Origin of the sequence: Mycobacterium sp. (assembly GCF_965230835.1) — a bacterium.
In the GTDB taxonomy this organism is placed as follows: Bacteria; Actinomycetota; Actinomycetes; order Mycobacteriales; family Mycobacteriaceae; genus Mycobacterium.
In genome coordinates this window covers 985,949-1,011,342 of sequence record NZ_CBDDLW010000002.1, presented here as the reverse complement: position 1 = coordinate 1,011,342, position 25,394 = coordinate 985,949, and the positions used below count along the sequence as shown (strand labels likewise).

Sequence of the window (25,394 nt, the reverse complement as noted above, 5' to 3'; positions counted from 1 at the left end):
CTGCTGGGGACGTCCGTGGCAGCATCGAAGAATCTAGGACCGCACGTGTGTCACGTCACGGCCAGCGACACCGTGTCGTCGATGAGGCCGAGCCGAAGGTGCCGCCGCTGCTGCGTCGGTACACAACCGACTGGAGGTGTCTGTGACGGAACACAAAGCGATCGACCGCCCGGTGGTCGTGATGGCAGCGGGTGAGCGATGACGGGTCTTGAGGAGACGCGGTCAGCGTTGCAAGGGTGCTATTCCGAGGTCGAAAAGCTCTGTGCCGACCTGAATGAGGCCGAGTGGCAGGTCCAGTCCTTGTGCCCAGACTGGAAGGTCCGCGACGTGGTCAGCCACGTCACCATGATGGAAGCGGTGATGTCGGGCTGGCTCCCCGAAGACGCCGCGACGCCGCCGCCATTTGACCGCACCTCCGACTTCCTGCGCGAGACCGCCGGTCTCGACACAGTGGCTTTCGTCGAACGAGTCCGTGCGACCTTCGCTGGTCGTCGGCGGGACCTGGCTTCGCTTTCGGCGGAGGATTTCCAGCGCCCCTCATGGATGCCGACAGGTCAGGGCACCTACGGGCGTTTCCTGGCAATCCGGGTGTTCGACTTCTGGGTTCACGTGCGTGACATCACGGCACCATTGGGCCGGGCGACCGACGATACCGGGGTCGCCGCCGAGATCGCGCTGGCCGAGGTGGAGAGTTCGCTGGGCTACATCGTCGGCAAGAAGGTGCGTCTGCCAGACGGAAAGAGCATCGCTTTCCATCTCACCGGACCTATCGTCGGTGAGTTCGACGTCGTCGTTGATGGCCGCGCGAAGCGAGTCGATCACTTAGATAACCCCGATGTCGAAGTCACTACCGACTCGACGACCTTCATCCAGCTTGCGTGCGGGCGTATCGACCCGCAGATTCCGATCGACTCCGGCGCGATCAGCTGGAAAGGGGACGGCGAGCTCGGTGAGTTGGCTGCCCGCAACCTCAGGTTCACGATGTGACGAACCGACCGGAGTCCGTCGACTTTCACTTCGACGTGATGTGTCCCTACGCCTACCAGACCTCGCTGTGGATCCGTGAGGTGCGCGACCTGACCGGGCTTACGGTGAACTGGCGATTCTTTAGCCTCGAAGAGATAAACCGCCAGGAGGGTAAGAAGCATCCTTGGGAGCGGGAGTGGTCCTACGGCTGGTCGATGATGCGCATCGGAGCCTTGCTGCGTCGCCGGTCGATGGCCGATCTCGACGCGTGGTATGCACGCGCTGGCCGGGCGTTGCACGTTGACGGGCACAAGCCGCATGAGAAGGCTGTCGCACGTCACCTGCTTGCGGAACTGGGCTTGGAGCCGGAGCTGGTGGACCAGGCGATCGCCGATCCCACCACCAGCGACGAGGTGCTAACCGAGCATCAGCGGGTGGTCGACGCTGGCGGCTACGGGGTGCCGACCATGTTCTTTCCTGATGGTCAATGCCTCTTCGGGCCGGTTCTCATCGACCCGCCCGTGGGGGATAAGGCCTTGCGGCTTTGGGACGCAGTCGTCGCCTGGACAGAGTTCCCGCACCTCTACGAGCTGCAGCGGCCGAAGACCCCCGACGACGAGCGCCGCATCGCCGAGACGTTCCGGCCCTACCTAGAGGCTCGCGATTGGGTGTCGATCAATCGGGGCGAAGTCATCGGCTTCGGTAGCCCCGACGCGTCACCGGCCTAGGTCAGCCTCCGCGACGTCGCTGAGCGTCAGTGGCTTACCGGTTCGCTGGTGAAAACGGTTGTCGATAGGTCTCCCGTACTACGGCGATTGTCCGAGAACCGCCAGAGCCAGCGCAGTTAGGTCTTCGGTGAGACCTTCACGCGCTGCCAGTTCGTCGTTGTGGATGACTTCGCTGATGACCGAGTATGCCGCTCGTGCGCGGGCTTTCGCCTCGACCGAGCTGATCGACGGGTCGGCTTCGGCGAGAACGAACGCGAGCTCGTCAGCGTAGGCCCGTTGTCGCTTGCGTCTTTCCTGCCGGTCCTCCCGAGGCAGATGATGAGTCTCAAACATGTTGAGGCAGACAAGGTCACGGGTGTTGACGGCTGCCGTGGCATAGCTCGAAACCATGTGGGTCACTGCGGTGGCCGGTTGGTTCGCGGTTGCCAGCGCATGGTAGATCGCGGCCCCGATCTGATCGCCAAACCGGGTAAACGCGGCGGCCAGGAGCTTCTCTTTGCTGCCGAATCGCCGGTTGACAGCCGAACCAGTGATGCCGCACTCCGCGCCGATATCGGCGAGCGAAACACCGTTGAATCCGCGCTGATGGAAGAGCCGCGCCGCCTCGGCAAGGATCGCCTCCGGTCGAAAGGCGCGCGCTGCTCGGCGTCGCAGGTCCATGCGTGCGGCGTGAGGCTCGATTGCCGATCGCGGTGGTAACGGGACAGCGAGGATACGCCGGAAACACTCGGCTCCTAGCGCCGGCACGTTCACAGTAGCGGGGCTTTTCGCAAGGGAAAGACTAACTATCGCCCCGGCGATTGCCCGGGCGCGCAAGTGAGGTCTATGGCTCTGCGCCCCATAGCTATTAACAGCTGTGACCATTGCTCGGCACCTGGCTTCCAACGGAGCTCGCGCGTCGCGGTCGAGATAGCCGAGTTGGCGAAGACAGACGGCAAGGCTGTCTGGAGCGGCGAGCGCTGCCGCGATCATGTTGTCGACGGGCCCGCCGCCCCCGCTTGTCGGGAGCGCGATTTCGGCGGCTGTTTCGAGGTTTGTCAGGAGCCGGTCGATGATCGCGGCGAGCAAGCCGTTCTTGCCGGGAAAATAGTGGTAGACGGCCGGGCCGGTGAGTCCGATCGCCACTCCGATGTCGTCTATCCCGACACCGTTGAACCCCCGCCGACGGAACAGAGTCGCCGCGGCTGTGAGCACCACGTCACGGCGTGCGTCGGTGCCGGCTTGCGCTTTGAGTGCTGTAGGGGCTGGGCGGGCCATGCCCCGAACTTAACGTATATGCACTCTGCGCATAGTTTCGGTGTCAGGTTCCGTTCGGTCGGGCGAACTGCCACGTGATTTGTAGATGGCGGATAACTGGGTTATTTGTTGACTTTTTCGCCCACAGCTTGTAATACGGATGGGGAGACGGGTCGGTAGTCGGCAGGTTAGAAACAGTGTGGTTTAGCGATAGTGAACTTTGTGATCGAACAGAGATGTCTTGCGGTGCGTGATTTCCGCACCGGCATTTCCGTCGTGGCCGGGTGGTTGACATCCCGCACTCTTTGAATTGCAGGTGACGAGAGCAAGATTTTGTTGCCTACGGCCGTATGCGGAGGACGCTTTGACGACAATCGACGTTAGCCCGACGGGAACGTGGACGTCGGTCGGGCACATCGCGAACGACACCGCAGGCATGAACTTTTGGCGCTGCGACCGTGCCTTTCAGACTGTGTTGGCCCGCTATCTCACCCCAGAACTGCGCAATCACCTCGAGCCGCACTTCGACAGGCTCGGCGAATTGGCCGGCGGCAGGCTCAGCGAGCTGGCCCGGATTGCAGACCGCCATCCGCCGGTCCTGCATCCTCGTGACCGATTTGGTCGTGACGAGGACTGGATCGAATACCACCTTGCCTACCGCGAGATGGAGAAGATCGCATACGAGGACTTCGGTATGCATGCGGTCAGCCATCGTGACGGAGTGCTGGACTTCAGTGGCACGCTGCCGCCCAGTGTGAAGTTCGCGCTCCAGTACCTCTTCACTCAAGCCGAGTTTGGTCTGACGTGTCCGATCAGTGCAACCGACACCTCGGCGTATGTCATCGCGAGATTCGGTAGCCCGGCGCTCAAGGACTATGTGCTTCCACGCATGCTGTCGCAGGACCCATCCACTATGTGGAAGGGGGCCCAGTTCATGGCCGAGAAGGCCGGTGGCTCTGACGTAGGCGCTAGCGAAACCACCGCTGAGCACGACGGTATCGATTCGAATGGTCTGGATCGGTGGAAGTTGTACGGCGACAAGTGGTTCTGTTCACATACCGATGCCGACATCGCGATGATCCTGGCGCGCCCGGTGGGCGCCGGCGGCGGGACCAGGGGACTAGGTTTGTTCGCCATGCCTCGCCGGCTCCCGGACGGTACGCGCAACCGCTATCGCATCGTGCGGCTGAAGGACAAGCTCGGCACCCGGTCGATGGCTAGTGGTGAACTCCTTATCGATGGTGCGACCGCATACCTGGTGGGCGACGTCGATCGCGGTTTCGTGCAGATGATCGATCAGGTCAACCTATGTCGTCTGTCGCAAGGGGTACGTGCCGCTGCGATGATGCGTCGATGCCTCAACGAAGCGATGGTAGTTGCTGGTAGCCGTACGGCATTTCGTGAGAAGCTGATCGACAAGCCCCTGCTGCGCCGTCAGTTGCTCAAGATCATGGTGCCGACCGAGCAAGCACTGTCGATGGTGAACTACGCCGCTCATCTGTGTGACATCGAAGACCAGGCGACGCTGCGTTTGTTGACCGGGCTGGTGAAGTTCCGTGCATGCAGGGACAACGTCAAGGTCGCGGCGGGTGCTCTTGAAGTTCGGGGCGGCAACGGCTACGTCGAGGACTTTGTGAATGCGCGTCTGGTCCGTGACGCTCAGCTCGGCACGATCTGGGAGGGGACGAGCAACATCAACGCGCTCGATGTTGTCACCCGCGCGGTGAAGAAGGACAAAGGTCATGAGGCCCTTCATTCGGCGTTGGGCGGCGTTCTGAACCAATCCAGCACCGTTCCTGCCGGTTTGCGCGGGGAACTTGTGTACTACCTCGACAAAGCAATTCGGTTCGCGGTCGACGTGGCCGCAGACCCGCATCGCGAACAGGAATGCCGCACTGTGACTACCGGTCTCTACAACGCTGCGAGCGCAGTGCTGCTGGCTGTTGAAGGCGCCGATTCCGGTGCTGCTGGAGACGACGCACGCCGGCTCCTACTGGCCCGCTTGGTTATCACCCACCGCCTGCGCCCACGCGACCCGCTGGAATCTGACGGGGTGAACACTGAGGACGCGATTCAGCACCGTTTGCTGGACGATGCTCCGGTGTCTCTCGAGGATGCCGTCGCATTAGTCGACATGGGATGACCGGGATGCCTGCAGCGGCAGGCGGCGTGCCACCGGTATGGTCCGGTGCCTTCGCTTCTGGTAGGTGTCAAATGAGGGAACAAAGAAGCGGGGAGTTCACCGGTTGGGCTGGCTAGCTGCTAGCGCGAACGGGGCAAGCAATCTAAGGAGCTGGCGTGGAGGCAGTCGAACCACAGTTGAAGTTCGAACGCGACGGCGATGTCGTGATCCTCACGATGAATAATCCACGCAGGAAGAACGCGCTGACGCCGCAGATGCTAACTCTGATGGCCCAGGCATGGGATCGCATCGACGCCGACGAATCCATCCGGGTTGCGATCATCACCGGTGAGGGCTCATCTTATTGCGTCGGTGGTTACTTGGCGGACGGCTGGATGGTCAGGGGAGCGAAGCCATCGGCCGGAGCCGAGCCGCCGGCGGAGGGGACGTCTGCGGGCGGCACCATCAGTGCGGGGCTGCTGCTGAGCCGGTCGCTCGCTACCCCGCTGATCGCTGCGGTCAACGGCCCCTGTCTAGGCGGTGGCTGTGAAATGCTGCAACAGACCGATATTCGAATTGCTGAAGAACACGCAACTTTCGGCTTGCCTGAGGCTAAGTTTGGGCTTATTGTAGGAGCGGGATCCACGGTGCGGCTCAAGCGTCAGATCCCGTACACCAAGGCGATGGAGATGATTCTGACCGGCGACCCACTCACCGCCGCTGAGGCGTACCACTTCGGTCTGGTAGGGCACGTCGTGCCGACGGGCCAGTCGTTGGAGAAGGCCCGACAGATCGCGGCGCGCATCGCCGCGAATGGACCCCTGGCGGTTCGCAATGCCAAGGCTTCGATCCTGAGCAGTGGTTGGCTCGATGACGAGGACGCGCGAAAGATAGAGCAACGCTTCGTGCTTGAGGTCGTGCGCTCTGCGGACGCCAAGGAAGGGCTTGCTGCGTTCGCCGGCAAGCGCAAACCTCGTTTCACCGGAAAATGACGGCGATCTCTCGATCCGCGCCAACCACTGCGCCTTAGCGGCGGTCGGCTGATTGCCGCACGCAGAAACCCAAGCGGCACGACGAATCCGCGCACTGATCAAAGCGGAACTGGCTGCCAAAGTGGCCAACCCCACCTAGCGGTTCTGCGCCGGCGGGTTGGCGCCAAACATTGGTGGCGTGGGTGGGGCTGTTGTCGACGCCTGCTTAGGCGGTGTGCCGCGCTACAGCGCAACGTCGCCCACGGTTGGTGCCGCAGATGAGAACGGCTGTCATTCAACAGTATCGGGCACCGAAGGCCAGTCACGAGTGTGCGCACCGGTCGACATCGCCGGCTACAATCAGTATTGTACTGGAGTGATAATCAGTATGTACTACTACAATATTTGGAGGCTTGCATGGTGACTGGCGATGACGGCACACCCCAGGACGCGATGCAGTCCTACAAGCAAACGGCGGCCACCACCCCGACGCGCAACCGAGATAGGGCTCGCTACGACCGCAAGACCGTTCACCGGATTCTCGACGAGGCCTTGACCTGCCACCTCGGCTACATTCGTGACGGTTGCCCGGTTGTTCTACCGACCATTCACACGCGTCTCGGTGAGACCCTCTACATTCACGGTTCCACCGGCAGCGGTCCTATGCTGGCCGCCAAGTCGGCGCGCTCGGGTCTGCCGGTGTGCGTCACGGTGACCCTCATCGACGGTTTGGTGCTGGCACGGTCGGCGTTTCATCATTCGGTGAACTACCGCTCCGTTGTGGCAACGGGGTCAGCACGGTTGGTGGACGACGCTGAAGAAAAGCTGCACGCGCTGGCCGCGGTGGTTGACCATGTAGCCCGCGGTCGTGCTTCCGACGCGAGAGGCCCGAACCTGCGCGAGCTGGCCGCCTCGGCCGTTCTTGCTCTCGATCTGGTCGACGTATCGGCAAAGGTAGGCGCCGGAGGCCCGAAGGACGAAGCTGAAGATCTCGCACTACCGTACTGGGCGGGCGTCCTGCCCCTCAGCTTGACCGCCCACGCTCCGGTACCGGCGTCGGAGCTTGACCCCAACATCGCAGTGCCGCCGTACCTGATGCCCTATCGGCGATGCGGACAACCATTGCAGGTCAGCTGAACATGTCTGACTTGCGTCAAGCTTTGATGCCACGGGACGATCTGTGTCGCTGGGCTGGCTATGCCGTCAGCAGGCCCTGCTGGATCAACCAGTCGCGTGCCACGATAGCTGGATCCTCGCCGTCGGTGTCGACTTTTGCGTTCAGCGCCGCCATCGTCTTGTTGGTGAGCTTGGGGTTGAGCTGGGCAAAGATCTCGGCCAATTCTGGGTGCGCGTCTAGCAGCTTGGTGTTGATCACTTCGGTGAGGTTGTAGAGCGGGAAGAAATGTCTGTCGTCTTCCAGCACTCGCAATTTGAGTCCCGGGATACGGCCATCTGTGGTGAAGACCTCGCCGAAGTTGCAGTCTCCGTTGGCAGTTGCGGTGTATACGACACCGGTATTCAAGGTTGTGACGCGCTCGATGTCGCTTCGATTGATCCCGTATGCGTGCAGCATCGGCACGAAACCATCATTGCGGCTTGCGAATTCGCTCTCGACGCAAAACGTCATGTCTCTCTTGGGTAGCCTCTTCAATTGTGAAAGCTTGGTCACTCCGAGGCGCTTGGCTTCCGACTCGCGAATCGCCATCGCGTACGTATTGTTCAGCGGTGCCGGCGGGAGCCATGTCAAACCATGGGGCTTATCCGCCTTCTTGACGGCTTCCCATTGTTCTGTCGCGTTCCGGATCGGATTCTCGTGGCCGAGGTACTCGATCCATGCGGTGCCGGTGTAAGCCGGCGCGATGTTCGCTTCGCCTTTGATCAAGGCCTGGCGTACGCCGAAACTTCCGGGTGTATTGGTGCGGTTGGTGACGTCGGCTCCGGCAGCGTTCAAGATGATCGAGAGCATGTTCCCCAAGATCAACTGTTCGGTGAAATCCTTTGCCGCGACGGTGATCTCCACTCCTTCTAAGGAGTCATAGTGTTTGATCTCGCCTGGTTTCGCCGAAAGCACGGCCCCGCTGGATGAGCGCAAACCGCACCCAACTGACAGAACGGCGCAGACAACCGCCACGACACCGACGCCAAGCGCACGGAATCGCATCACACCCCCTTTGGTGCCGCGATGATTTCGACGATTCGTGCCAGCCAGTCGATGAACAGCGCGAGCGCGGCGACGAGGATGGCACCCACGATCAACGTCGTCGGCTGCTGAAGTTTGACGCCGGCGGTAATCAACTGTCCCAGACCACCCGCTCCGGTGAATGACACCAACGCGGCGGTGCCCACGATGAGGACCAGCGCGGTCCGCACTCCGGCAATGATCACTCGCAATGCCAGCGGCAGCTCGACCCGCATCAGGGTTGCGAATGCTGAGAGTCCCATTCCCCGTGACGCCTCCACTAAACGGGGGTCGACACCGTCTAGCCCGATGACGGTGTTCGCGACGATCGGCAGGGCGCCGTAAACTGTCAAGGCGATGACCGCACCGGTGGTGCCGATTCCGAAAAACACTGCGCCCAAGGCGATCAGGCCGATTGCCGGTGCTGCTTGGCCGAAGCCGGCGAGCGTGATGATCGGCGTGGAGTATTTCCGCATCTGGCCACGGGTCAAAAGGACGCCCAACGGGATCGCTATAGCGCAGGTCAAAAGAGTCGCCGACAAGCTCACCACCATGTGCTGGCGCAGCAGGGTCAACAGCTGCTGCACGCCGAGGGAACGTCGTTCGGACTCAGTCACATCCGCGAACTTGACGTACGACAGAGAGCCGACAACGGCGACCGCACAGATAAGTGGTTGCAGCACCCAGCGAACCAGGCTTGGCCGGTCCGGCGCCGCATAGAACGCTGATTTTTCCTTTTCGACGTCGAGGTCCGGTGCGGTGGTTGTCACGAAGCCGACTCCGCTGAGCTGGCCGCGTCGCGCATCTCGGCCATTGCGTTCATGATCGTGTCGACCCTGATCACTCCCTGATAGGTGTCCCGTCGGCCGGTCACTACCACGACGCCGTGCGATGACATGAGCATGTCGTCGAGTGCATCGTTGAGTGTCGAAGCGAGGTTAATCTTTTCGAGGTCTTCGTTGCGTGTCACGTTCTTCAGCGTGTTTGGGTCGGCGAGATCCTCCACTGACACCCAGCGCAGCGGCCGATCGTGGGCGTCGAGCACGATGACGTGCTGGCGGTCGATCACGCCGGCCCGATGGATCGCCGCTGCCGGGTCGTCGCCGATGTGCATCACCGCCGCCTCGTGCAGTTCGACGTCGCGGACCCGAGTCAGCGTGAGCTGTTTGAGTGCGGCACCGGCCCCGACGAAGCCGCGAACGAAGTCATTGGCCGGGCGCGCCAGGATCTCTTCCGGGGTGTCGTACTGCACGATGTTGGAGCCTTGCTTCAGGATGGCGATCCGATCACCTAGCTTGACCGCCTCGTCGAAGTCGTGGGTGACGAAGACGATGGTTTTGCGCAATTCTTCTTGCAGCCGCAGTAATTCGTCCTGCAACCGTTGACGGGTGATTGGGTCGACGGCCCCGAATGGCTCGTCCATCAGCAGAACCGGGGGATCGCCGGCTAGCGCCCGGGCCACCCCGACCCGCTGCTGCTGGCCGCCGGAGAGTTCGCGGGGATAGCGGTTGCGGTATTGCGACGGTTCGAGGTTCACCAGATCAAGCAGCTCGTCGACTCGGGCGGCGATTCGCTTCTTGTCCCACTTGAGCAGATGCGGCACGATCGCGATGTTGTCTTCGACGGTGAGGTGCGGGAAGAGACCGGCGCCTTGGATGACGTAGCCGATGTGACGCCGAAGTTGGTCGGGATCACTCTTGGTGACGTCGTCGTCGCCGATGAGGATGCGCCCGCTGGTCGGCTCGATGAGACGGTTGATCATCTTCATCGTGGTGGTTTTGCCGCATCCGGACGGTCCGACGAACATCACGATCTCACCGGCCGCGATCTCCAGGGTGATGTTGTCCACCGCTGGTGCTGATTTCGCGTTGTATCTCTTGGTGACCCCGTCCAGCAATATGCGAGCGCCGCCGGTCTGTTGTGGGCTGCCGTTGCCGGATGGTGCGAATTCGACTGTTGTCGAATCAGACACGAATCCCCCTTGGGGTTGTGAGGCGAGTGATGATGTTGAGCACGGTGTCGAGAATGATTGCCAGGATTAGGATGCCGAGAGTGCCGGCAACGACGGAGTTGGTTGCATTGGCGCCTCCGAACCGCGAGATGCCCGAGAAGATGTAGCCGCCGAGACCAGGTCCCAGCGCGAACGCGGCGATCGCGGCAATACCCATCAGCATCTGAGCCGATACCCGCACACCGGTCATAATCACCGGCCAGGCCAGGGGAAGTTCGAGGCGCAGTAGGGTGGCCAGCCGGTTCATCCCCATGCCTCGCGCCGACTCGACGAGAGTCTTATCGACGCTGGTCAGCCCGATCAAGACGTTTCGCAGAATCGGGAAGATGCCGAAGAACACCAGCATGATTACCGACGGCAGTACGCCGATCCCGACGATGGCGACCAGCACCCCCAACAGCGCGTATGAGGGAATGGTCAGGCCGATAGAGGTCAGCGCGTCGCCGGCGGCTATGCCCCACGGTGAGCGGTAGATCAGCACGCCCACCACAAGAGCGCACGCCGTTGCTAGGGCCAGTGTTTGCACCACGAGGCTCATATGTTGGTAGGCGAGAAACGACAGGACCGACCAGCGGTTGTGGACGAACTCGATGAAGTCCATAAAGTCGGCTGCGCCTCCTGCTCGGCGTCGCGGGGCCCGTTTTGTCTGGGTCGGTGTACTGAGCCTAGCGAACTATCTAAGAGCAGGCAGCTTATTCGAACGTATTTGCGAATACATGCCGGGCTATGTGGCGGTTCCAGCCGGCTGGGATTTGAGCAGATGCAGACCCAGCATGTGGCCGCGATGGCCGGTTGGCGCGCCGAGGTTTTCAGAAGTTACCTCGCCGTTGGGGCACTGGCAGGTGGCCTGCGAAACTACCGTTGGACGAGTTCGTCGTGCTGCGGGCAGTACGTATGTACCGAAATGGCCACATAGTCGTGGGCGGCGTGGCTGAACGCGGGACTGCTCGCGCGGAATTCCGCCACGACCTGTTGCACAGTCATCCCGCGGCTGATGTTTTGGCACACGATCTTGCCGTTGTGGATGGCTGCCTCCGAATCAGAGAATGAGATGCCCTGCTCGTTGAGGTCGTGGATGTACTTGCTGTCCTGATCCGGTGTGGATGAGATCGACGGTGGCGCAACCGCGGGCTCCGAAGTTGTCCATGCCGAGGGTGGAGTCATAGTGCCTTCGGTTGGCGCAGGAGCGCTAGCTGGCGCCGCCGGCCGCGTGGCGGCGGGGGCAGGCTTTGACTTCGCTAGTGCCCAATGAGCAACGACGATCATCCCGGCCAATCCGACACCCACCATGAGCAGGGCCACCGCGCTACCCCAGGTGCTGCGCCACGACTGGTGTCCCGGCTCGTCCGCGATGCCGTCTTCGGCATAGAAAACAGTCTCGCCGCCGTCTTCGGCGTCGTCGAGCGCCTCGTCCGGCTCAGGCATGGGGCCATGGTAGTCACAGCCCCGATCCCAGCGGCGGCGCAGGCGCGCTGGCCGGTCTAGGTCAGGTGGCGGTTTCGCCACCGCTTGAACCGGCTGGTCGGCATCTGAATCGCGGCCATCACCGCGCTCATCGACGACGCGGTCGATTTCGCGGATATCTTGGGCTTGGCGGCCCGAACCGGGGGGCCATCACCGATCCACCAGGTGGGCGCCAGTAATGCGGAGGTCACCGGAATTGCCGGGTCGACGCTAGAGCGTCCCCACGTGCAGGCGCGATCTATGGCCGCGGCGGACGGCGCGAGGTTCACCGGAGACAGCGTGGGCTCGAATCGGACGAGGTGATCGGCGTACGGGAGATTGCGCATCATCTGCAACTGGATCGCCTGGGTGATGGGGGCCAACCAGAGATGCCGCGGGTCCCAGTGCGGATGGAAGCAGTCGAAGGCCAGGTAGCACGCGTTGCGAGTGCCCAGGCGCCCGTCGCGGACCCGTTTCCACGCCAACTCGACCGGGACGTTGCTGGCTGCGCCGCCGTCGACCATCGCCGCGATGTCCTGCTCGGCGAATATGTCGTCCAGGATCGGCACCATGCGCGGGTCGCTGGTTTCGTGGTGCAGCACACCTGGGATGGCTGAGGAGAAGGAGGCCGCGTCGACGACGTTGACGTCGCGTGTCTGGTCGGCGTCGCTGATAACGATCGGTTTGACTACCCGCACGTCGATGAAGGCGGCTACCTGCCACATGCGTGCCCCCACCCACGGACCGATCCCGATCGGAAGGAACGGAAGCGATCGCAGTTTCACGGCCGCACGTTCCGGATATCGGAACTTGGAGGGCAGTGCCGCGTACGGCTGCCTTCGCACCCCGGCGATCACCACATCGAGCGGGAGCGCGAGATCCGACATGCGCAGTTGTGCACCGTCGGCACGACTAAGCAGGGTGTGCGCGAATTGATCAAAGCGCAATGCGAACATTCCGGCCAGTCCGTGACGGCGGCGTAGGCGCTCGGGGCCCAGGATGGCGCGATAGGACACCGTCTTTGCCCAGTCGACATATTCGTCAATCGGTATCGGGGTTGCGCGGGCGACGAGGCTGCCGATGATCGCCCCGAAGGACGAGCCGATCATGTAGTCGGGCACCTGGCCGGCTTCTAGCAGCCGCTGGATACCACCGATGTAGACAAAACCCGCGCCCCCGCCGCCGCCGAAGACCGTGACAAGCTTCTTGTATCCGACTTCGGCGTCGAGTTCGGTGGGGGAGAAGTCACTGCCGTGACGTTCGATAAGCACGTTGCGTTGGTCGTCTTGACTAGCTTCCAGACTTGCCAACATGTCTCGTGCTGTCGTTAGGGCGGTGACTGCATCTGTCTCCTCGCGCAGCGGCCCGTAGAGAGCGTCGGTGACTCGGGATCGCCAGGGCGCGATTTCGGCGCCCACCGAGATGTCCCCGCGCCCGCGGTGTCCACTGGGTCCCGCTGCCCCCGGTTCGAAATCGGCGAGTCGGGCGAAGTTGAGGATGTACCGCAGCTTGCGCAGCTGCTGGCTGCTCAGCACGTCCGGGTTGGCCAAGTGGTGCCGGACCAGACGATTCTCCATCTTCTGCAACAGCAGGGCCGGCTCGTCGGAGAGCAGTTCGGATGCATTAAGGGACTCGGCAGAGTCGTCTTCGATCTCCTCCATCAGGTCGAGCGCGGCGCCGCGGCGGCTCAAACGGCTAAGCATCCCGTTGGAAAAGGGGATCTCCATGAGGATCAACCTTCTCATGTAGGTCAACGGACATGCGCGCAATGTCGGTCGGCGCCGAGTTGCACATAACGGGTGCTTCGGCTCTGCCTTGACGCCCGATATAGCCCGAGAGGCAGTGCGCGTGCGGACGCCGCGCGAGTCAAGATCGTTTTGGCGGACTGCTTTTCGCTATCCGATGACCGGTTGCCGCGGCACTACTGGCTGCTGGTGACGAACGCCGAGATGCAAACCACGAATACCGCCAGGATGAGAATCCCCCAGGCCACCGCAAGGACGATCGGGATGATGCGGCCCGCCGTCAACGGAGCCTTTCGTTGATACACCAATCCATTTGGGTCGACGCTGACGGTGACACGGCGTTCGCCTCCGGTTGCGGCAACAATCAGCCAGACTGGCGCCCACAGGGTGCATAGGAACAACGACAGCAGCAGATGGAGAAGATGATTCACCGGTTTGCCGGTCACTACGACGGCGCTGTCAGGTGTTCGTGTTTCGACGCGACCGCCGGAGGCCGTCATTTCTATGAGCGCTTGGTCGAGCATGATCGTCTGTTGCGGGGAGACGGGTTCGGCCATAGTGCCCCGATGCTACCGATGCGCCAACACTCGTGCCAGCAGCGAAAAGAAGCCCCACGCGGGCGTCTGGTGCGCGTCAACTCGGTTGTTGTCGTTGGCAATTAGCGTCTGTGCGGCGGCATCGGGTTCGGGGCGTGGGGCGCACCGCTCGACCATGGCGACAAGCGAGATACTAAAACCTGGGCAACGTCGATGGGAGTTTGCGTGCGTTTCGGTGTTCTGACGTTTATCACTGACCAGGGCATCGGCCCGGCCGAAGTTGGCACCGCCGTCGAGCAGCGCGGGTTTGACTCGCTGTTTCTGGCGGAACACACGCACATCCCGGTCAACATCGTGAGCACTCATCCCGCCGGTGGCCCGATTCCGCCGAGGTACTACCGCACGCTGGATCCGTTCGTGTCGTTGACGGCGGCAGCAGTCGTCACCCAGACACTGATATTGGGTACTGGTATCGCGTTGATCCCGGAGCGGGACCCCATCGTGACTGCCAAACAGGTTGCCTCGCTCGACGTGGTGTCGGCTGGACGAGTGATCTTCGGCGCTGGGGTGGGCTGGCTACGTGAAGAAGTCGCCAACCATGGCGTCGATCCCGCGGTCCGCGGCCGGGTGGCCGAAGAGCGGCTACGTGCGATGATTGCGATCTGGACGCAGGATAAGGCTGAGTTCCATGGCGAATTTGTGGATTTCGACGCGCTCTACAGCTGGCCGAAACCGGTCACGCAACCACATCCACCGCTGTACCTGGGTGGCGGGTCAGCGAATTTTGGGCGCATCGCCCGCCTAAACGCCGGGTGGATCGCGGTAGGCCCGTCGCCGGGACTGCTGTCGGGTCCGCTTGCCGAGCTGCGCGCCGTCGCCGGTTCTGACGTGCCGGTGACCGTTTGCCACGCCGGAGAATCAACGGCCAAAGCGGTGGAGGGTTACCGGCGCCTGGGGGTCGAGCGAGTTCTGTTCGACCTGCCCACTGCCCCTCGTGACCAGACGCTTCGTCGGCTCGACGAGTTGGCAGCCGAAGCCGCGCAATTGCGCTAGCCAGCGCCCGAAGTGCGCACCTCTATCAGGCCGCCAGGGCTGGCCGCTGGCGGACCAGCAGCCAAACCCCTACTATCTGCGTAGTAACGCAAATAAGAAGAGATCCGGTCGGTGGCCGTCATGCTCGGTTGGTTCGCAGTGGCAACGGCTCAGCATGTGGATTCCGACGGGATTGATCCCAGAAAGGGCCACCCACCGATGACCCACCTGCACACTCAATCCGCTACCGTCCACGATCACGCCCATGCCCATGAAACAGGGCATACCCACGATCACCCCCGCGGACTGCGCCAGGCAATCAAGGAGATGTTCGCGCCGCACTCCCACGATGCCGCCGACAGTATTGATGATGTCCTGGAATCCAGCTCAGCCGGCATCCGGGCGGTCAAGATCAGTCTGCTGGTGCTCGGGTTGACGACCATTACCCAGATCGTCATCGTGATCGTCTCTGGGTCGGTGGCTCTGGCTGCCGACACCATCCACAACTTCTCCGACGCTCTCACCGCAGTACCGCTATGGATTGCGTTCGCGTTAGCGACAAAGGCGGCAACCCGCCGCTACACCTACGGATTCGGGCGTGCCGAAGACCTGGCCGGGTTATTCGTGATCGCGATGATCGCCTTCTCGGCCGTCGTTGCTGGCTACGAAGCCGCTACGCGGCTCATCCACCCGCATCCGATCGAACACCTCGGCTGGGTGGCGCTGGCCGGCGCGGCGGGGTTCGTCGGAAACGAATGGGTTGCCGTCTACCGTATTCGGGTCGGGCGGCGGATCGGCTCGGCGGCGCTGGTCGCCGACGGCCTGCACGCGCGCACCGACGGTCTGACCTCATTGGCGGTGGTGTTCTCCGCCGGCGGCGTCGCGCTCGGATTCCCGCTTGCCGACCCGATTGTGGGTCTACTGATCACCGTGGCAATCCTTGCCGTGCTGCGCTCCGCCGTGCGTGATGTATTTCGTCGGCTCCTTGACGCAGTCGACCCTCAGCTAGTCGATGCGGCCGAACAGGTGCTCGCGGCGCAGTCCGGGGTGCAGATGGTACGCAGCGTGCGGATGCGCTGGATTGGGCACCGACTGCACGCTGACGCCGAACTCGACGTCGACCCGTCCCTGGGCCTTACACAGGCCCACCGCATTGCTCACGACGCGGAACACGAACTAACCCACGCCGTCCCCAAAGTTGGCAGTGCGCTCATCCACGCCTACCCGGGCGACCACGAGTTCACCAATGGGTCGCAGCACCCGTGACAACGCTTGCCTCTGCGGACGCGCCCCGGGGAATTGTCCGGGGGCGTTCGGGGAGGGGCGACGATTTGCCTGCCGGTGTTCAGCTACCGTCCGAAGCGCCCCAGCACCCGACGCGCCGGCCCCTCAGACTCGCTGTCCGGTGGCTGTCGGCTGACATACGGCCACGGTCGATTGCGCTCCGGCACCGACACCGTGCGCTCCTGTTTTAGCCGCGTGCGTAAATGCTGGCGCAGCTCATGCAGGTTCGGATCGGTCCAGCGGTTATCGGACTCGATGGGATCATCGGTCAGATCGTAGAGTTCCCACTGGTCTTCTAGTGGGTCAGTGCGATACGCCTCGCCGCCAAGACCGTTTGCGGCCAAATGGCGCACGCCAGGCTCGGTCCAGGTGCTTGGGTCGTCGAAGGTGCGCACCAGTTTCCACAGATGCCCGGCGCCGCCGGCTGCATCGGTGTCGTCGATCTGAACAACCAAACCCTCGAAATTGGCGGCCACATGCGCGGGCAACTTGATTCGCAGCGGCGCGGGCGGGTGCACCGTACGACCCAGTTGCCGGGCTACCGCGGACGCGCCGGTGTCGCCTTCGAGCACGTTGTCGCGTGTCATCAGGTAGATGGCCCTGTCGTGGTCGGCGGGGGCACCGTCGACCACCGGCATAAGGTTGCGGCCGGGCAGCGCATGTACTTCGGAGAACGACTCGGCCAGCTGAGCGGCCACAAGGTCCTCATCAATACCGGCCGCACCGAGAAGCGTCGGCACCAAGTCGACGTGTGAGGTCGGTGCGCAGATCGTGCGTGGCGTCGTGGCCGTCTGGCCGGAGCGGGCGATGACGAACGGCACTCGGGTTGCCTCGTCGTACAGGTTGAACCACTTTTGGTGCAGCCCGCCGTGTGCGCCGAGCAGATCTCCATGGTCGGACGTGCGCACCAGCACAGCGTTATCGGACCCGCCGTCGGTGACAGCGCGACGCACCCGGTCTATCGGTCCGTCGACTTCGGCGTGCAACCGGTAGTACAGGTCGCGGTAGCGTTGCGCGTTGCGCTTATAGATACGCGCGATCGGTCGCGCCGGACCGTAACCGGAGTAGTAGGCCTCTCGGAAGGCGATTTGTGCAGCCGGTTTGGTTCGCAGGTCCTCGTGGCTGGTCGGCGCGGCCGGAACGTGCGGTGGGTCAACCGCCGCAGACGGGCTTAGCGGACTGCGACGCGCCCAGGCCGGGAACAGCGCGATGTCATGTGGATTGACGAAGCTGGCCACCAACAGGAATGGACGCATCGCGTGTGCGTCGCCGGTGCGGCGGCGAGCATAGCGGTCTTCGAGCCACGCGACGATCCGGTCGGCGAACAGCGGGTCGCGGCGCAAACCGCTGTTCGCCATGCCTGCACCGTGCGGTTCGGGGCCTACCCAGCCGGAAAAGCCGTACGGGCCCAGTGGGTCGGATTCCAGATAGCGCCGCACCGCGGCGTGGTCGACGACGCCGTTTTTGTCGTTGGTGGCCAGTGGTTCACCGGTGAACGGGTCGTCGAGGTCAGCGTGCGAGATGTGCCACTTGCCTTGGTAGTAGGTGTCATACCCGGCTGCGCGAAACCAGTTGCCCAACGTTGGCACTTCGCCGGCACGCAGCCAGCGCAGGCGCGAGTCATCGAATCGCTTGCCCAGACCGTCGGTCTGGGTGACTCCGTGTAGATCCGGATAGTGGCCGGTGAATATCGTTGGGCGGCTGGGCACACACGCCAGCGAACCGGTGTAGTGCCGGGAAAAACTCACTCCGTGTTCGTCGAACCAGCGACGGCCGCTCAGCGTTCGCTGCCGCCACGCCAGCACGTTGTCCGATTCGTAGGGCGGCACCGCGCGCTCCTCATCGGTCATTACGACGACGATGTCGGGGCGATCAGACATGTGTGTTCTCCCATCGTCGCGCCAACCCGGCGAGCAACACGTCGGACTGCTTGGCCAGAAAACGAAGGATCAAATGCTCGAGCAGGCGAGCTGGCGGGCCGGCGCCGATCTGGACGGTGCTGGTCAGCGTCACCTGGGTTGCGTCACCGCTGGGCCGTAGCGTCCACCGATTGGCGACTTTGCGCAACCGGGCGGGCAGACCCGTGATGTCGTAGGCCAGCGTCGCGGGCGGATCGAATTCGGTGATGTGTTCGACCAGGGTGTTGCTTCCCACTTGCACCCGGCGGGTGGTGCCTAAAGTTCGGCCGTCGGGGCCGTGCCTCAGCACGCATGAGTGATCGACGTTATCGGCCCAGGAGCTCACGGAACCGAAGTCGGCCAGTACGTCCCAGATCGCCTGCGGCGGGGCCGCGATCGTGCGGCTGCGGCTGTTGACTGCCACGTCGCCATCAAACACCATTGCGGCGCCGGTGTCAGGCGAGTCGCTGGAGGTTAGGTGATCGGGGCACGTTCTCTGCGCGGCAATGCGTGGCAACAAGTGGCGCCGGGCATCCGGCCGCGATCATCTTGTTCGCCAACACGGCATGGCCCTCCGCGTGAAACGGGCAGGTGGCTGGGACCCGCCGGACATGCCGCCGCTACCGTCTAGGTAGCCAGAGTTCGACACCGACGGAACGAAGAGACGACAGATCGCGCAATGTATGAACAAGGCAACTACGACGCGGTAGATCCCGCCGACATCGGCTCACGCATCGATCCGGTTCTTGCCCGCAGTTGGTTGTTGGTCAACGGCGCGCATGCCGACCGGTTCGAGGCTGCGGCGCATTCGCGCGCCGACATCGTTGTTCTTGATATCGAGGATGCGGTGGCGCCTAAAGATAAGGAAGCCGCCCGCGACAACGTGGTGCGTTGGCTTAGCACCGGCAACTCCGACTGGGTTCGCATCAATGGCTTCGGCACCCCGTGGTGGGCGGACGATCTCGCCACACTGGCCGGTAGCTCAGTCGGCGGAGTGATGCTGGCGATGGTCGAATCGGTAGACCATGTCACCGAGACCGCGAAACGGCTGCCTAACGTGCCGATTGTCGCGTTGGTTGAAACGGCCCGAGGCTTGGAGCGAGTCGCTGAGATTGCTGCCGCCAAGGGGGCGTTTCGGCTCGCGTTCGGTATCGGCGATTTCCGTCGTGACACCGGGTTTGGCGAAGACGCCGGCACCCTGGCGTATGCACGGTCGCGCTTTACGATTGCGGCGCGGGCAGCCAATCTGCCCAGTGCGATCGACGGGCCGACCATAGGCTCCAACGCGCTGAAGCTCATTGAGGCCACGGCTGTGTCGGTCGAGTTTGGGATGACCGGCAAGATTTGCCTGTCGCCGGACCAATGTCCCGTGGTGAATGAGGGGCTATCGCCGTCGCAGGATGAAATCGCCTGGGCGAAAGAATTTTTCGCTGAATTCACCCGCGACGGCGGAGAGATCCGCAACGGGTCTGATCTGCCGCGCATTGCCAGGGCCACCAAGATCCTTGACCTGGCCCGTGCCTACGGAATCGTGGTGTCCGATTTCGAGGATGAACCGGTCCACATGCCCGCGCCGTCGGACACGTATCACTATTGATCGACCGCACTTTTCAGCGAAGACCGAACACGCGTTTGCCAGGAACTCTCACCGAAGTGGTTGCTGGCTAAGCGGGTATTGGTGGCGATTCGAGTTTCGCGTTGTCATATTGGCGATACGCTGCCGGTATGGGTCGAAGATCCCGGATCCGGCTGGCTCGGGTTTATGACGACGTCAGCCCCGAGGATGGTCAACGTGTCCTCGTCGATCGCATCTGGCCGCGAGGATTTCGCAAGGACGATCCGCGGGTGGGCCTGTGGTGTAAGGATGTTGCGCCGTCGAAGGAACTGCGTGAGTGGTATCACCACGACCGGGCGCTTTTCGACGAGTTCGCCGCGCGCTACCAGGCCGAACTATGCGCCAGCTCGCCCCTGGAGGAGCTACGCGCGCTGACTAAGGGTGGCGTGGTAACCCTGGTCACCGCCACTCGCCAGGTGGATGGCAGCCACGCGGCGGTGCTGGCGAAAATCCTTGACGATTGCTGAGTCGGCGTAGCACGGTCGACTGATGAGCTACGAGAGCGGCGTTCGGCGCTAAACCGGCGGGCGGCGACAATGCCAATCGGTTGCGAGCTGGAAAGCCCGTCCCGCCTTGACCAGAAGCGCCTCGTCGAGGTGGCGCGCCACGAGCTGGAAGCCGATCGGCGCGCCGCGCGAATCGAAACCGCCAGGAACAGTGATCGTCGGGTTGCCCGCGAAGTTGAACGGGGCGGTGAACGCCAGCATCGTGCGCACCCCATCGGGATCGCCCAGCAACTCCGAGACCCGATCGAGTGTCAGATTCGCTACGGGCGAGACGGGCACGATGAGCAAGTCGATGTCGTCGAACAGTGCCGCCAGCTTGCCGGTGAAGACGCGTCGCGCGTTTTCGACACGTGCGATGTCCATACCGGACACCGCATGACCAGCGTCGAGGAATTGCCGGACGGACGGGCCGTACTGCGTTGACTGGGACGGAAACGTCGCGGCATGCACGACGGCCGCTTCGGCGGCCGCGTAGCCTCCCCATCCGGCTGCCAGCGGCGTCGTTGCAGGCATCGACACCTCGCGAACGAACGCTCCGAGACCTTCGAGGGCGTCTAGCGCCGCACGGACGACCCCAGAAACCTCCGGATCGACAGGATCGAGCACGAAGCTGGGATCGAACCCGATCCGGATTGCTTTGGCCTCCGGCGGACCCGCGGCATAGTCAGGCACCGGAGCGGTGAGTGCGGTCGGATCCTTGGGATCTGCGCCCGCGATGGCCCCGAGCAGATGGCCGACGTCCTCGGCGCTACGCGCCATCGGTCCGACGGTGTCCAGCGACGGCGCCATCGCGAACGCGCCGCGGACGCTGACGCGCCCCCAGGTCGGCTTTAGGCCGGTAACGGCGTTCATGGTGCACGGGTAGCGGATCGACCCGCCGGTGTCTGTCCCCAGACTCGCCGTGCACAGGCCTGCCGCGACAGCCACGGCCGACCCGCTAGAAGAGGCTCCGGCCCAATGACGCCGACTCCACGGATTCACCGGAACCGGAAAGTCTGGATGATATTCGGGGCACGCGGCCTCGGTGAGATTGAGCTTGCCGAGCAGCACCGCCCCGGCGCGCCGCAGGGCGGAAATCACCGTTGCGTCGTAGCGGGGAACGAAGTCTCGATAGATCGCCATACCGGCGGTGGTGGTAACGCCTCGGGTAAAGAAGAGGTCCTTCACGGCGATTGGAACACCGTGCAAAGGGCCGCGGTGTTCTCCACGCGCCATTTCCTCTTCGGCGCGCTTTGCGTCGGCAAGCGCCTGTTCCGGCAGGACCGTCGCGTACGCCACCAGCGTGGGGTTGAGCCGATCGATGCGGTCCAGGTGCTCCCTGGCGACCTCTACGGGCGACAACTCCCGGCTGGCGAAGCTCCTCGATAGATCTGAGATTGAGGCGTAGCAGGGGTCTACGTCAGACATGGCCTCACATTGCCGGATCGCGGCAACGCGAACAAGGCGCTGGCGCCCGGGAGGGCTTTGCCTAGTAGTCGTACTGCGCGATCGGGGTTTCGCGGGTCTGCTGCGCTTCATGGGCTGGTCCATCGGGCGGCCCGGTAAGAGACATCGCCGCCGGAACCATCTCGCTGGTTACCAGTCCGTGACGGGTCGTCAGTTCGTCGACGATGTCGAAACTGCGCGCGATGGCGTCGGGTGTATCGACGATGATCGTTGTCACCGGTACTCCGCGGGAGATCCGAAATAGCTTGTCTCCGTGTGGTTTATGGTCGCCATGAAAGCCCCAGATGCCGCGCAGTGCCGTCGCGCCCCGCGCTGTCTCGGACTGCAACAGTTGGCGCACCAATGCGCGGTGGATGGGTAAGCCTTCATGGTGGGTTGCTTCGGCGGTGTGCACCATAAGCTTCTGCCACAGCGTCCGTCCTTGATCATCGCTTGGTGGCAGTTGCTGGGGGCGCGCGAATAGTTCACCATCGCGTTTGCACAGCCGCACCCGCTCGATCGTCAGTAGTGGGTGCGGCACCACCTGGGACAGCTCCGTCGCGGCGGCCGACACTTGCGGGGCCGATCCGATGGCAATGATCATCAGCGGAACACCGGCGTTGCGGCCGAAGAACCGCGCCCGGCAACGCCGGCCGTACGCCGTGCCATCGACGCCGAGAAGCACTGTGGCACCGGCGAATCCATGCCGATGCAAGAGCTTGCAGACGGCGTATTGGGCTGGTGCGCCGGCAACGCGCACTTGGCGACCGACGTAGACGGTGAGTTTGGCCGCGTCTCCGTTTGGGCTGTCGATGCCGCTCAGCGCCGCTGGGCCGCTGTGCTGGGTGATCAGTCGGGCACGTTCCAGTGTTACCAGGCCGTGGCCGGTCATCGCTGTCACGTCGTTGACCAGGGAGCGGATCTTCGGCTCAACATCGACGGCGGCAACGGTCACCGGCGGGTCCTCGGACAGGCTCAGCGACTGGTCCGAGCGCAGATCCCCTTTAGACCCGAAACCGGTGATCCCGCGCATCATCACGCTGGTTGCGATGTCCTGGGAGCCGAATAGATCCAGCATCGCGTCGGCGAGGAACCGCCTGGCTTCGCCGACCGCGCGTTGCCGTTCGCCGAAGTAGACCGTCAGCTTCAAGCTTTGTTCGCTCATATCAATCTCGCGATCCATTGCCCCAGTAGGGCCGCCGCTAGTCCGAGTATGACGCTGACGACGATATTGGCAAACGCCGAACGTAGCTGGCGCTCTTCGCTGAGTCGCTGGGTTTCGAGCATCCAGGTGGAAAATGTTGTGTAGGAGCCGACGAACGCGGTGCCGGCCAGCAGCGCGATATCTTCGGTCAAAGCCAGGCCGCCGAGAAACCCCAACAGCGCCGCACCGGTGATGTTCACCGTCAAAGTGCCGAAGGGAAACGCTGGCGCCATTCTGCGGGCGACGGCACGGTCTACCAGAAAACGGGTCACCGACCCGATGCCGCCGATGAGGAATGTGCCCGCCCACACCGCGGCCGTCATTGCCGTCATCTGCCCACCCGCACCCGGCGCACCATTTTTGTTGCTAGGTGCACCGCGATCAATCCGAGCACGACGCTAATGAGGGTGTAGGCGGACGCCAAAGCCCAATGGCCGTGTTCGATCATCCTGACCGTTTCGACCTGCATCGTGGAGAAAGTGGTGAGCCCTCCGCACAGTCCGGTACCGGCCAGCGGACGTCGATAACTCGACACCGGTAGCCGCTCCAGCAGCCGGGTGGTGAAGTAGCCGAGCAGAAAGGCGCCCACGATATTGACCGTGAATGTGGGCCATGGCCATCGTGCCGGGTCGGGGACAGCGAGGGTGCCCAGCGCCGCGCGGGCCAGCGCACCGAGGGCTCCGCCAGCGAAAATCGCGGCCAGTTCGCGATAGTCGTGATGTGCCACTGGTCGATTCCTTTCGGTCCACCGATCGCGTGCTTCGCAGCGTAGAGCCTGGATCAGCCTGAGCAAGACGGGGGAAGGGGCTTATGAGCAGAATTGGTAGCTATGGTCGCCAACTCGCGCGCCGGTCAGCCGGCCCAACCCGAAGACCTCGTTGATCTGTCTCATTTGGTGACGGCGTACTACTCCACAGAACCCGACCCCGACGACGTGGCTCAACAGGTGGTATTCGGCACGTCCGGGCATCGCGGCTCGGCGCTGCGCGCAGCGTTCAACGAAGCTCATATTCTGGCCATTACCCAGGCCATCGTCGAGTACCGAGCCGCGCACGGCACCACAGGCCCGCTGTTCGTTGGACGTGACACCCATGGGCTTTCGGAACCGGCCTGGGTCTCGGCGTTAGAGGTTCTCGGGGCCAATGACGTGCTAGCGGTGGTGGACAGTCGCGACCGCTACACGCCCACGCCGGCGATCAGCCACGCCATCGTGGCCTACAACTGTGGTCGCGCTGAAGGTCTGGCCGACGGGATCGTGGTCACCCCGTCGCATAACCCGCCGTCTGACGGCGGCTTCAAGTACAACCCGCCCAGCGGTGGCCCAGCGGACACCGATGCGACCAACGCAATCGCCCGACGAGCCAACGAGATTCTGCGTGACGGCGGGGCAGCGGTGAAGCGCACGTCGCTACAACGTGCGTTGCGGACCGCGCGGCGCCATGACTACCTGCGTAACTATGTAGACGACCTGCCGAATGTGGTCGACGTCGCTGCCATTCGCGAGGCCGGGATACGCATTGGAGCTGACCCGCTGGGCGGGGCCAGTGTCGACTACTGGGGTGATATCGCCGAACGGCACAATCTGGAATTGACCGTGGTCAATCCACTGGTCGACGCGACGTGGCGGTTTATGACCCTCGATACTGACGGCAAGATCCGGATGGACTGCAGCTCGCCGGCCGCGATGGCGTCGTTGATCGCCAACCGGGACCGCTACCAGATCGCAACCGGCAACGATGCCGATGCCGACCGGCATGGCATCGTCACACCGGACGACGGGCTGCTGAAGCCGAACCATTACCTCGCGGTGGCCATCGACTACCTCTACCGGCACCGGCCATCTTGGCCAGGGGGTATCGCGGTCGGTAAGACCGCGGTCAGCTCGTCGATCATCGATCGCGTGGTCGCGGGCCTCGGCTGTGGACTCGTCGAGGTGCCGGTTGGGTTCAAGTGGTTCGTCGACGGTTTGAGCGCCGGCACGCTCGGCTTCGGCGGCGAGGAATCGGCGGGGGCGTCGTTTCTGCGCAGGGACGGATCAGTGTGGACCACCGACAAGGACGGAATCATCATGGCGTTGTTGGCGGCCGAGATCTTGGCCGCCACAGGAGCCACACCATCGCAGCGGTACCGAGCGCTGGCCGAACAATACGGCGCCCCGAGTTATGCGCGGGTAGACGCACCCGCTGACCGTCAGCAGAAAGCTCGGCTGGCGAAGCTGTCGGCCGACCAGGTGGGCGCTACCGAGTTGGCCGGTGAGCCGATCACCGCCAAGCTGACCAACGCGCCGGGCAACGGTGCGCCGCTGGGCGGGCTCAAAGTCACCACAGCCAATGCCTGGTTCGCGGCACGACCGTCGGGCACCGAGGACGTCTACAAGATCTACGCGGAGTCCTTCCGCGGACCGCAACATCTGTCCGAGGTCCAACAGACCGCGCGTGAGGTGGTGAACGCGGTGATCGGGTGAGACGCTGTGATCAGGCGTTTTGAACGCAT

24 protein-coding genes are annotated in these 25,394 nt (G+C 63.2%); 10 read left to right on the top strand and 14 right to left on the bottom strand.

Going from position 1 to position 25,394, the window contains the following annotated elements; genetic code table 11:
* Positions 1-198: 198 nt before the first annotated feature.
* Positions 199-987, top strand: coding sequence for a maleylpyruvate isomerase family mycothiol-dependent enzyme (locus tag ACO07W_RS05145; protein WP_421841356.1), 789 nt, complete (start codon positions 199-201; stop codon positions 985-987).
* Positions 984-1,694, top strand: coding sequence for a DsbA family protein (locus ACO07W_RS05140; protein ID WP_421841354.1), 711 nt, complete (start codon positions 984-986; stop codon positions 1,692-1,694). Before ACO07W_RS05145 ends, ACO07W_RS05140 begins: the two co-directional genes overlap by 4 nt.
* 78 nt (positions 1,695-1,772) lie before the next feature.
* Here the strand turns inward: ACO07W_RS05140 and ACO07W_RS05135 are convergent, their stop codons facing one another.
* Positions 1,773-2,951, bottom strand: a complete 1,179-nt coding sequence (locus ACO07W_RS05135; protein WP_421841352.1) for a TetR/AcrR family transcriptional regulator — start codon at positions 2,949-2,951, stop codon at positions 1,773-1,775.
* A 343-nt stretch (positions 2,952-3,294) separates the two neighbouring features.
* Between ACO07W_RS05135 and ACO07W_RS05130 the strand changes: the two genes are divergently transcribed.
* From ACO07W_RS05130 to ACO07W_RS05120, 3 genes are all read left to right on the top strand, one after another.
* Positions 3,295-5,073: an acyl-CoA dehydrogenase family protein gene (locus ACO07W_RS05130; protein ID WP_421841350.1), complete on the top strand. Its 1,779-nt coding sequence runs from the start codon at positions 3,295-3,297 to the stop codon at positions 5,071-5,073.
* A gap of 155 nt (positions 5,074-5,228) precedes the next feature.
* Complete coding sequence (locus tag ACO07W_RS05125) at positions 5,229-6,044, top strand: enoyl-CoA hydratase-related protein (protein ID WP_421841348.1); 816 nt, start codon at positions 5,229-5,231, stop codon at positions 6,042-6,044.
* Positions 6,045-6,440: 396 nt separating this feature from the next.
* Positions 6,441-7,160 (top strand): pyridoxamine 5'-phosphate oxidase family protein, encoded by a 720-nt coding sequence (locus ACO07W_RS05120; protein ID WP_421841346.1) that lies wholly within the window; start codon positions 6,441-6,443, stop codon positions 7,158-7,160.
* 58 nt (positions 7,161-7,218) lie between these two features.
* Here the strand turns inward: ACO07W_RS05120 and ACO07W_RS05115 are convergent, their stop codons facing one another.
* The 7 genes from ACO07W_RS05115 to ACO07W_RS05085 form a co-directional block, all read right to left on the bottom strand.
* Positions 7,219-8,184, bottom strand: coding sequence for a glycine betaine ABC transporter substrate-binding protein (locus ACO07W_RS05115; protein ID WP_421841344.1), 966 nt, complete (start codon positions 8,182-8,184; stop codon positions 7,219-7,221).
* On the bottom strand, positions 8,184-8,897 hold the full coding sequence (locus ACO07W_RS05110; RefSeq protein ID WP_421845815.1) for an ABC transporter permease: 714 nt from the start codon (positions 8,895-8,897) through the stop codon (positions 8,184-8,186). Before ACO07W_RS05110 ends, ACO07W_RS05115 begins: the two co-directional genes overlap by 1 nt.
* Positions 8,898-8,968: 71 nt before the next feature.
* Positions 8,969-10,174 (bottom strand): ABC transporter ATP-binding protein, encoded by a 1,206-nt coding sequence (locus ACO07W_RS05105; protein ID WP_421841342.1) that lies wholly within the window; start codon positions 10,172-10,174, stop codon positions 8,969-8,971.
* On the bottom strand, positions 10,167-10,814 hold the full coding sequence (locus ACO07W_RS05100; RefSeq protein ID WP_421841340.1) for an ABC transporter permease: 648 nt from the start codon (positions 10,812-10,814) through the stop codon (positions 10,167-10,169). The genes ACO07W_RS05105 and ACO07W_RS05100 overlap by 8 nt, the downstream gene beginning before the upstream one ends.
* Before the next feature lie 254 nt (positions 10,815-11,068).
* Positions 11,069-11,638 (bottom strand): DUF732 domain-containing protein, encoded by a 570-nt coding sequence (locus ACO07W_RS05095; protein ID WP_421841338.1) that lies wholly within the window; start codon positions 11,636-11,638, stop codon positions 11,069-11,071.
* A gap of 56 nt (positions 11,639-11,694) precedes the next feature.
* Entirely contained in the window at positions 11,695-13,383 is a 1,689-nt protein-coding gene (locus ACO07W_RS05090) for a patatin-like phospholipase family protein (protein WP_421841336.1), read from the bottom strand.
* Between the two features lie 194 nt (positions 13,384-13,577).
* Positions 13,578-13,958: a hypothetical protein gene (locus ACO07W_RS05085; RefSeq protein WP_421841334.1), complete on the bottom strand. Its 381-nt coding sequence runs from the start codon at positions 13,956-13,958 to the stop codon at positions 13,578-13,580.
* Positions 13,959-14,162: 204 nt separating this feature from the next.
* Between ACO07W_RS05085 and ACO07W_RS05080 the strand changes: the two genes are divergently transcribed.
* Together ACO07W_RS05080 and ACO07W_RS05075 are read left to right on the top strand one after the other, a co-directional pair.
* Positions 14,163-14,990, top strand: a complete 828-nt coding sequence (locus ACO07W_RS05080; protein WP_421841332.1) for an LLM class F420-dependent oxidoreductase — start codon at positions 14,163-14,165, stop codon at positions 14,988-14,990.
* A 306-nt stretch (positions 14,991-15,296) separates the two neighbouring features.
* Positions 15,297-16,235 (top strand): cation diffusion facilitator family transporter, encoded by a 939-nt coding sequence (locus ACO07W_RS05075; RefSeq protein WP_421845814.1) that lies wholly within the window; start codon positions 15,297-15,299, stop codon positions 16,233-16,235.
* An 83-nt stretch (positions 16,236-16,318) separates the two neighbouring features.
* Here the strand turns inward: ACO07W_RS05075 and ACO07W_RS05070 are convergent, their stop codons facing one another.
* Positions 16,319-18,133 carry a sulfatase-like hydrolase/transferase gene (locus ACO07W_RS05070; protein WP_421841330.1) on the bottom strand — a complete coding sequence of 605 codons (1,815 nt, stop codon included), beginning with the start codon at positions 18,131-18,133 and terminating at the stop codon, positions 16,319-16,321.
* Positions 18,126-18,593 (bottom strand): SRPBCC family protein, encoded by a 468-nt coding sequence (locus ACO07W_RS05065; protein WP_421841328.1) that lies wholly within the window; start codon positions 18,591-18,593, stop codon positions 18,126-18,128. The genes ACO07W_RS05070 and ACO07W_RS05065 overlap by 8 nt, the downstream gene beginning before the upstream one ends.
* 237 nt (positions 18,594-18,830) lie before the next feature.
* Here ACO07W_RS05065 and ACO07W_RS05060 point away from each other — a divergent pair, with 237 nt between their 5' ends.
* On the top strand, positions 18,831-19,748 hold the full coding sequence (locus ACO07W_RS05060; RefSeq protein WP_421841326.1) for an HpcH/HpaI aldolase/citrate lyase family protein: 918 nt from the start codon (positions 18,831-18,833) through the stop codon (positions 19,746-19,748).
* Positions 19,749-19,876: 128 nt separating this feature from the next.
* Positions 19,877-20,233, top strand: a complete 357-nt coding sequence (locus ACO07W_RS05055; RefSeq protein ID WP_421841324.1) for a DUF488 domain-containing protein — start codon at positions 19,877-19,879, stop codon at positions 20,231-20,233.
* Positions 20,234-20,281: 48 nt separating this feature from the next.
* Here the strand turns inward: ACO07W_RS05055 and ACO07W_RS05050 are convergent, their stop codons facing one another.
* The 4 genes from ACO07W_RS05050 to crcB (ACO07W_RS05035) form a co-directional block, all read right to left on the bottom strand.
* A complete protein-coding gene (locus ACO07W_RS05050) occupies positions 20,282-21,679 on the bottom strand; it encodes an amidase (protein ID WP_421841322.1) in 1,398 nt (465 codons plus the stop codon).
* Between the two features lie 61 nt (positions 21,680-21,740).
* Positions 21,741-22,862: a DUF190 domain-containing protein gene (locus tag ACO07W_RS05045; RefSeq protein ID WP_421841320.1), complete on the bottom strand. Its 1,122-nt coding sequence runs from the start codon at positions 22,860-22,862 to the stop codon at positions 21,741-21,743.
* Positions 22,859-23,233 carry a fluoride efflux transporter CrcB gene (gene crcB / locus ACO07W_RS05040; RefSeq protein WP_421841318.1) on the bottom strand — a complete coding sequence of 125 codons (375 nt, stop codon included), beginning with the start codon at positions 23,231-23,233 and terminating at the stop codon, positions 22,859-22,861. Before crcB (ACO07W_RS05040) ends, ACO07W_RS05045 begins: the two co-directional genes overlap by 4 nt.
* Positions 23,230-23,628: a fluoride efflux transporter CrcB gene (crcB, locus tag ACO07W_RS05035; protein ID WP_421841316.1), complete on the bottom strand. Its 399-nt coding sequence runs from the start codon at positions 23,626-23,628 to the stop codon at positions 23,230-23,232. The genes crcB (ACO07W_RS05040) and crcB (ACO07W_RS05035) overlap by 4 nt, the downstream gene beginning before the upstream one ends.
* Before the next feature lie 102 nt (positions 23,629-23,730).
* Here crcB (ACO07W_RS05035) and pgm point away from each other — a divergent pair, with 102 nt between their 5' ends.
* Positions 23,731-25,365, top strand: coding sequence for a phosphoglucomutase (alpha-D-glucose-1,6-bisphosphate-dependent) (gene pgm / locus ACO07W_RS05030; RefSeq protein ID WP_421841314.1), 1,635 nt, complete (start codon positions 23,731-23,733; stop codon positions 25,363-25,365).
* Positions 25,366-25,394: the final 29 nt, after the last annotated feature.

Bases quoted from the DNA above. Each gene is read 5' to 3' on its own strand.
- ACO07W_RS05145 (WP_421841356.1), top strand. From the start codon at position 199: ATGACGGGTCTTGAGGAGACGCGGTCAGCGTTGCAAGGGTGCTATTCC.
- ACO07W_RS05135 (WP_421841352.1), bottom strand. From the start codon at position 2,951: ATGGCCCGCCCAGCCCCTACAGCACTCAAAGCGCAAGCCGGCACCGAC.
- ACO07W_RS05120 (WP_421841346.1), top strand. From the start codon at position 6,441: ATGGTGACTGGCGATGACGGCACACCCCAGGACGCGATGCAGTCCTAC.
- ACO07W_RS05115 (WP_421841344.1), bottom strand. From the start codon at position 8,184: ATGCGATTCCGTGCGCTTGGCGTCGGTGTCGTGGCGGTTGTCTGCGCC.
- ACO07W_RS05100 (WP_421841340.1), bottom strand. From the start codon at position 10,814: ATGGACTTCATCGAGTTCGTCCACAACCGCTGGTCGGTCCTGTCGTTT.
- ACO07W_RS05095 (WP_421841338.1), bottom strand. From the start codon at position 11,638: ATGCCTGAGCCGGACGAGGCGCTCGACGACGCCGAAGACGGCGGCGAG.
- ACO07W_RS05090 (WP_421841336.1), bottom strand. From the start codon at position 13,383: ATGGAGATCCCCTTTTCCAACGGGATGCTTAGCCGTTTGAGCCGCCGC.
- ACO07W_RS05085 (WP_421841334.1), bottom strand. From the start codon at position 13,958: ATGGCCGAACCCGTCTCCCCGCAACAGACGATCATGCTCGACCAAGCG.
- ACO07W_RS05075 (WP_421845814.1), top strand. From the start codon at position 15,297: ATGTTCGCGCCGCACTCCCACGATGCCGCCGACAGTATTGATGATGTC.
- ACO07W_RS05070 (WP_421841330.1), bottom strand. From the start codon at position 18,133: ATGTCTGATCGCCCCGACATCGTCGTCGTAATGACCGATGAGGAGCGC.
- ACO07W_RS05065 (WP_421841328.1), bottom strand. From the start codon at position 18,593: ATGGTGTTTGATGGCGACGTGGCAGTCAACAGCCGCAGCCGCACGATC.
- ACO07W_RS05060 (WP_421841326.1), top strand. From the start codon at position 18,831: ATGTATGAACAAGGCAACTACGACGCGGTAGATCCCGCCGACATCGGC.
- ACO07W_RS05055 (WP_421841324.1), top strand. From the start codon at position 19,877: ATGGGTCGAAGATCCCGGATCCGGCTGGCTCGGGTTTATGACGACGTC.
- ACO07W_RS05050 (WP_421841322.1), bottom strand. From the start codon at position 21,679: ATGTCTGACGTAGACCCCTGCTACGCCTCAATCTCAGATCTATCGAGG.
- ACO07W_RS05045 (WP_421841320.1), bottom strand. From the start codon at position 22,862: ATGAGCGAACAAAGCTTGAAGCTGACGGTCTACTTCGGCGAACGGCAA.
- crcB (WP_421841318.1), bottom strand. From the start codon at position 23,233: ATGACGGCAATGACGGCCGCGGTGTGGGCGGGCACATTCCTCATCGGC.
- pgm (WP_421841314.1), top strand. From the start codon at position 23,731: ATGGTCGCCAACTCGCGCGCCGGTCAGCCGGCCCAACCCGAAGACCTC.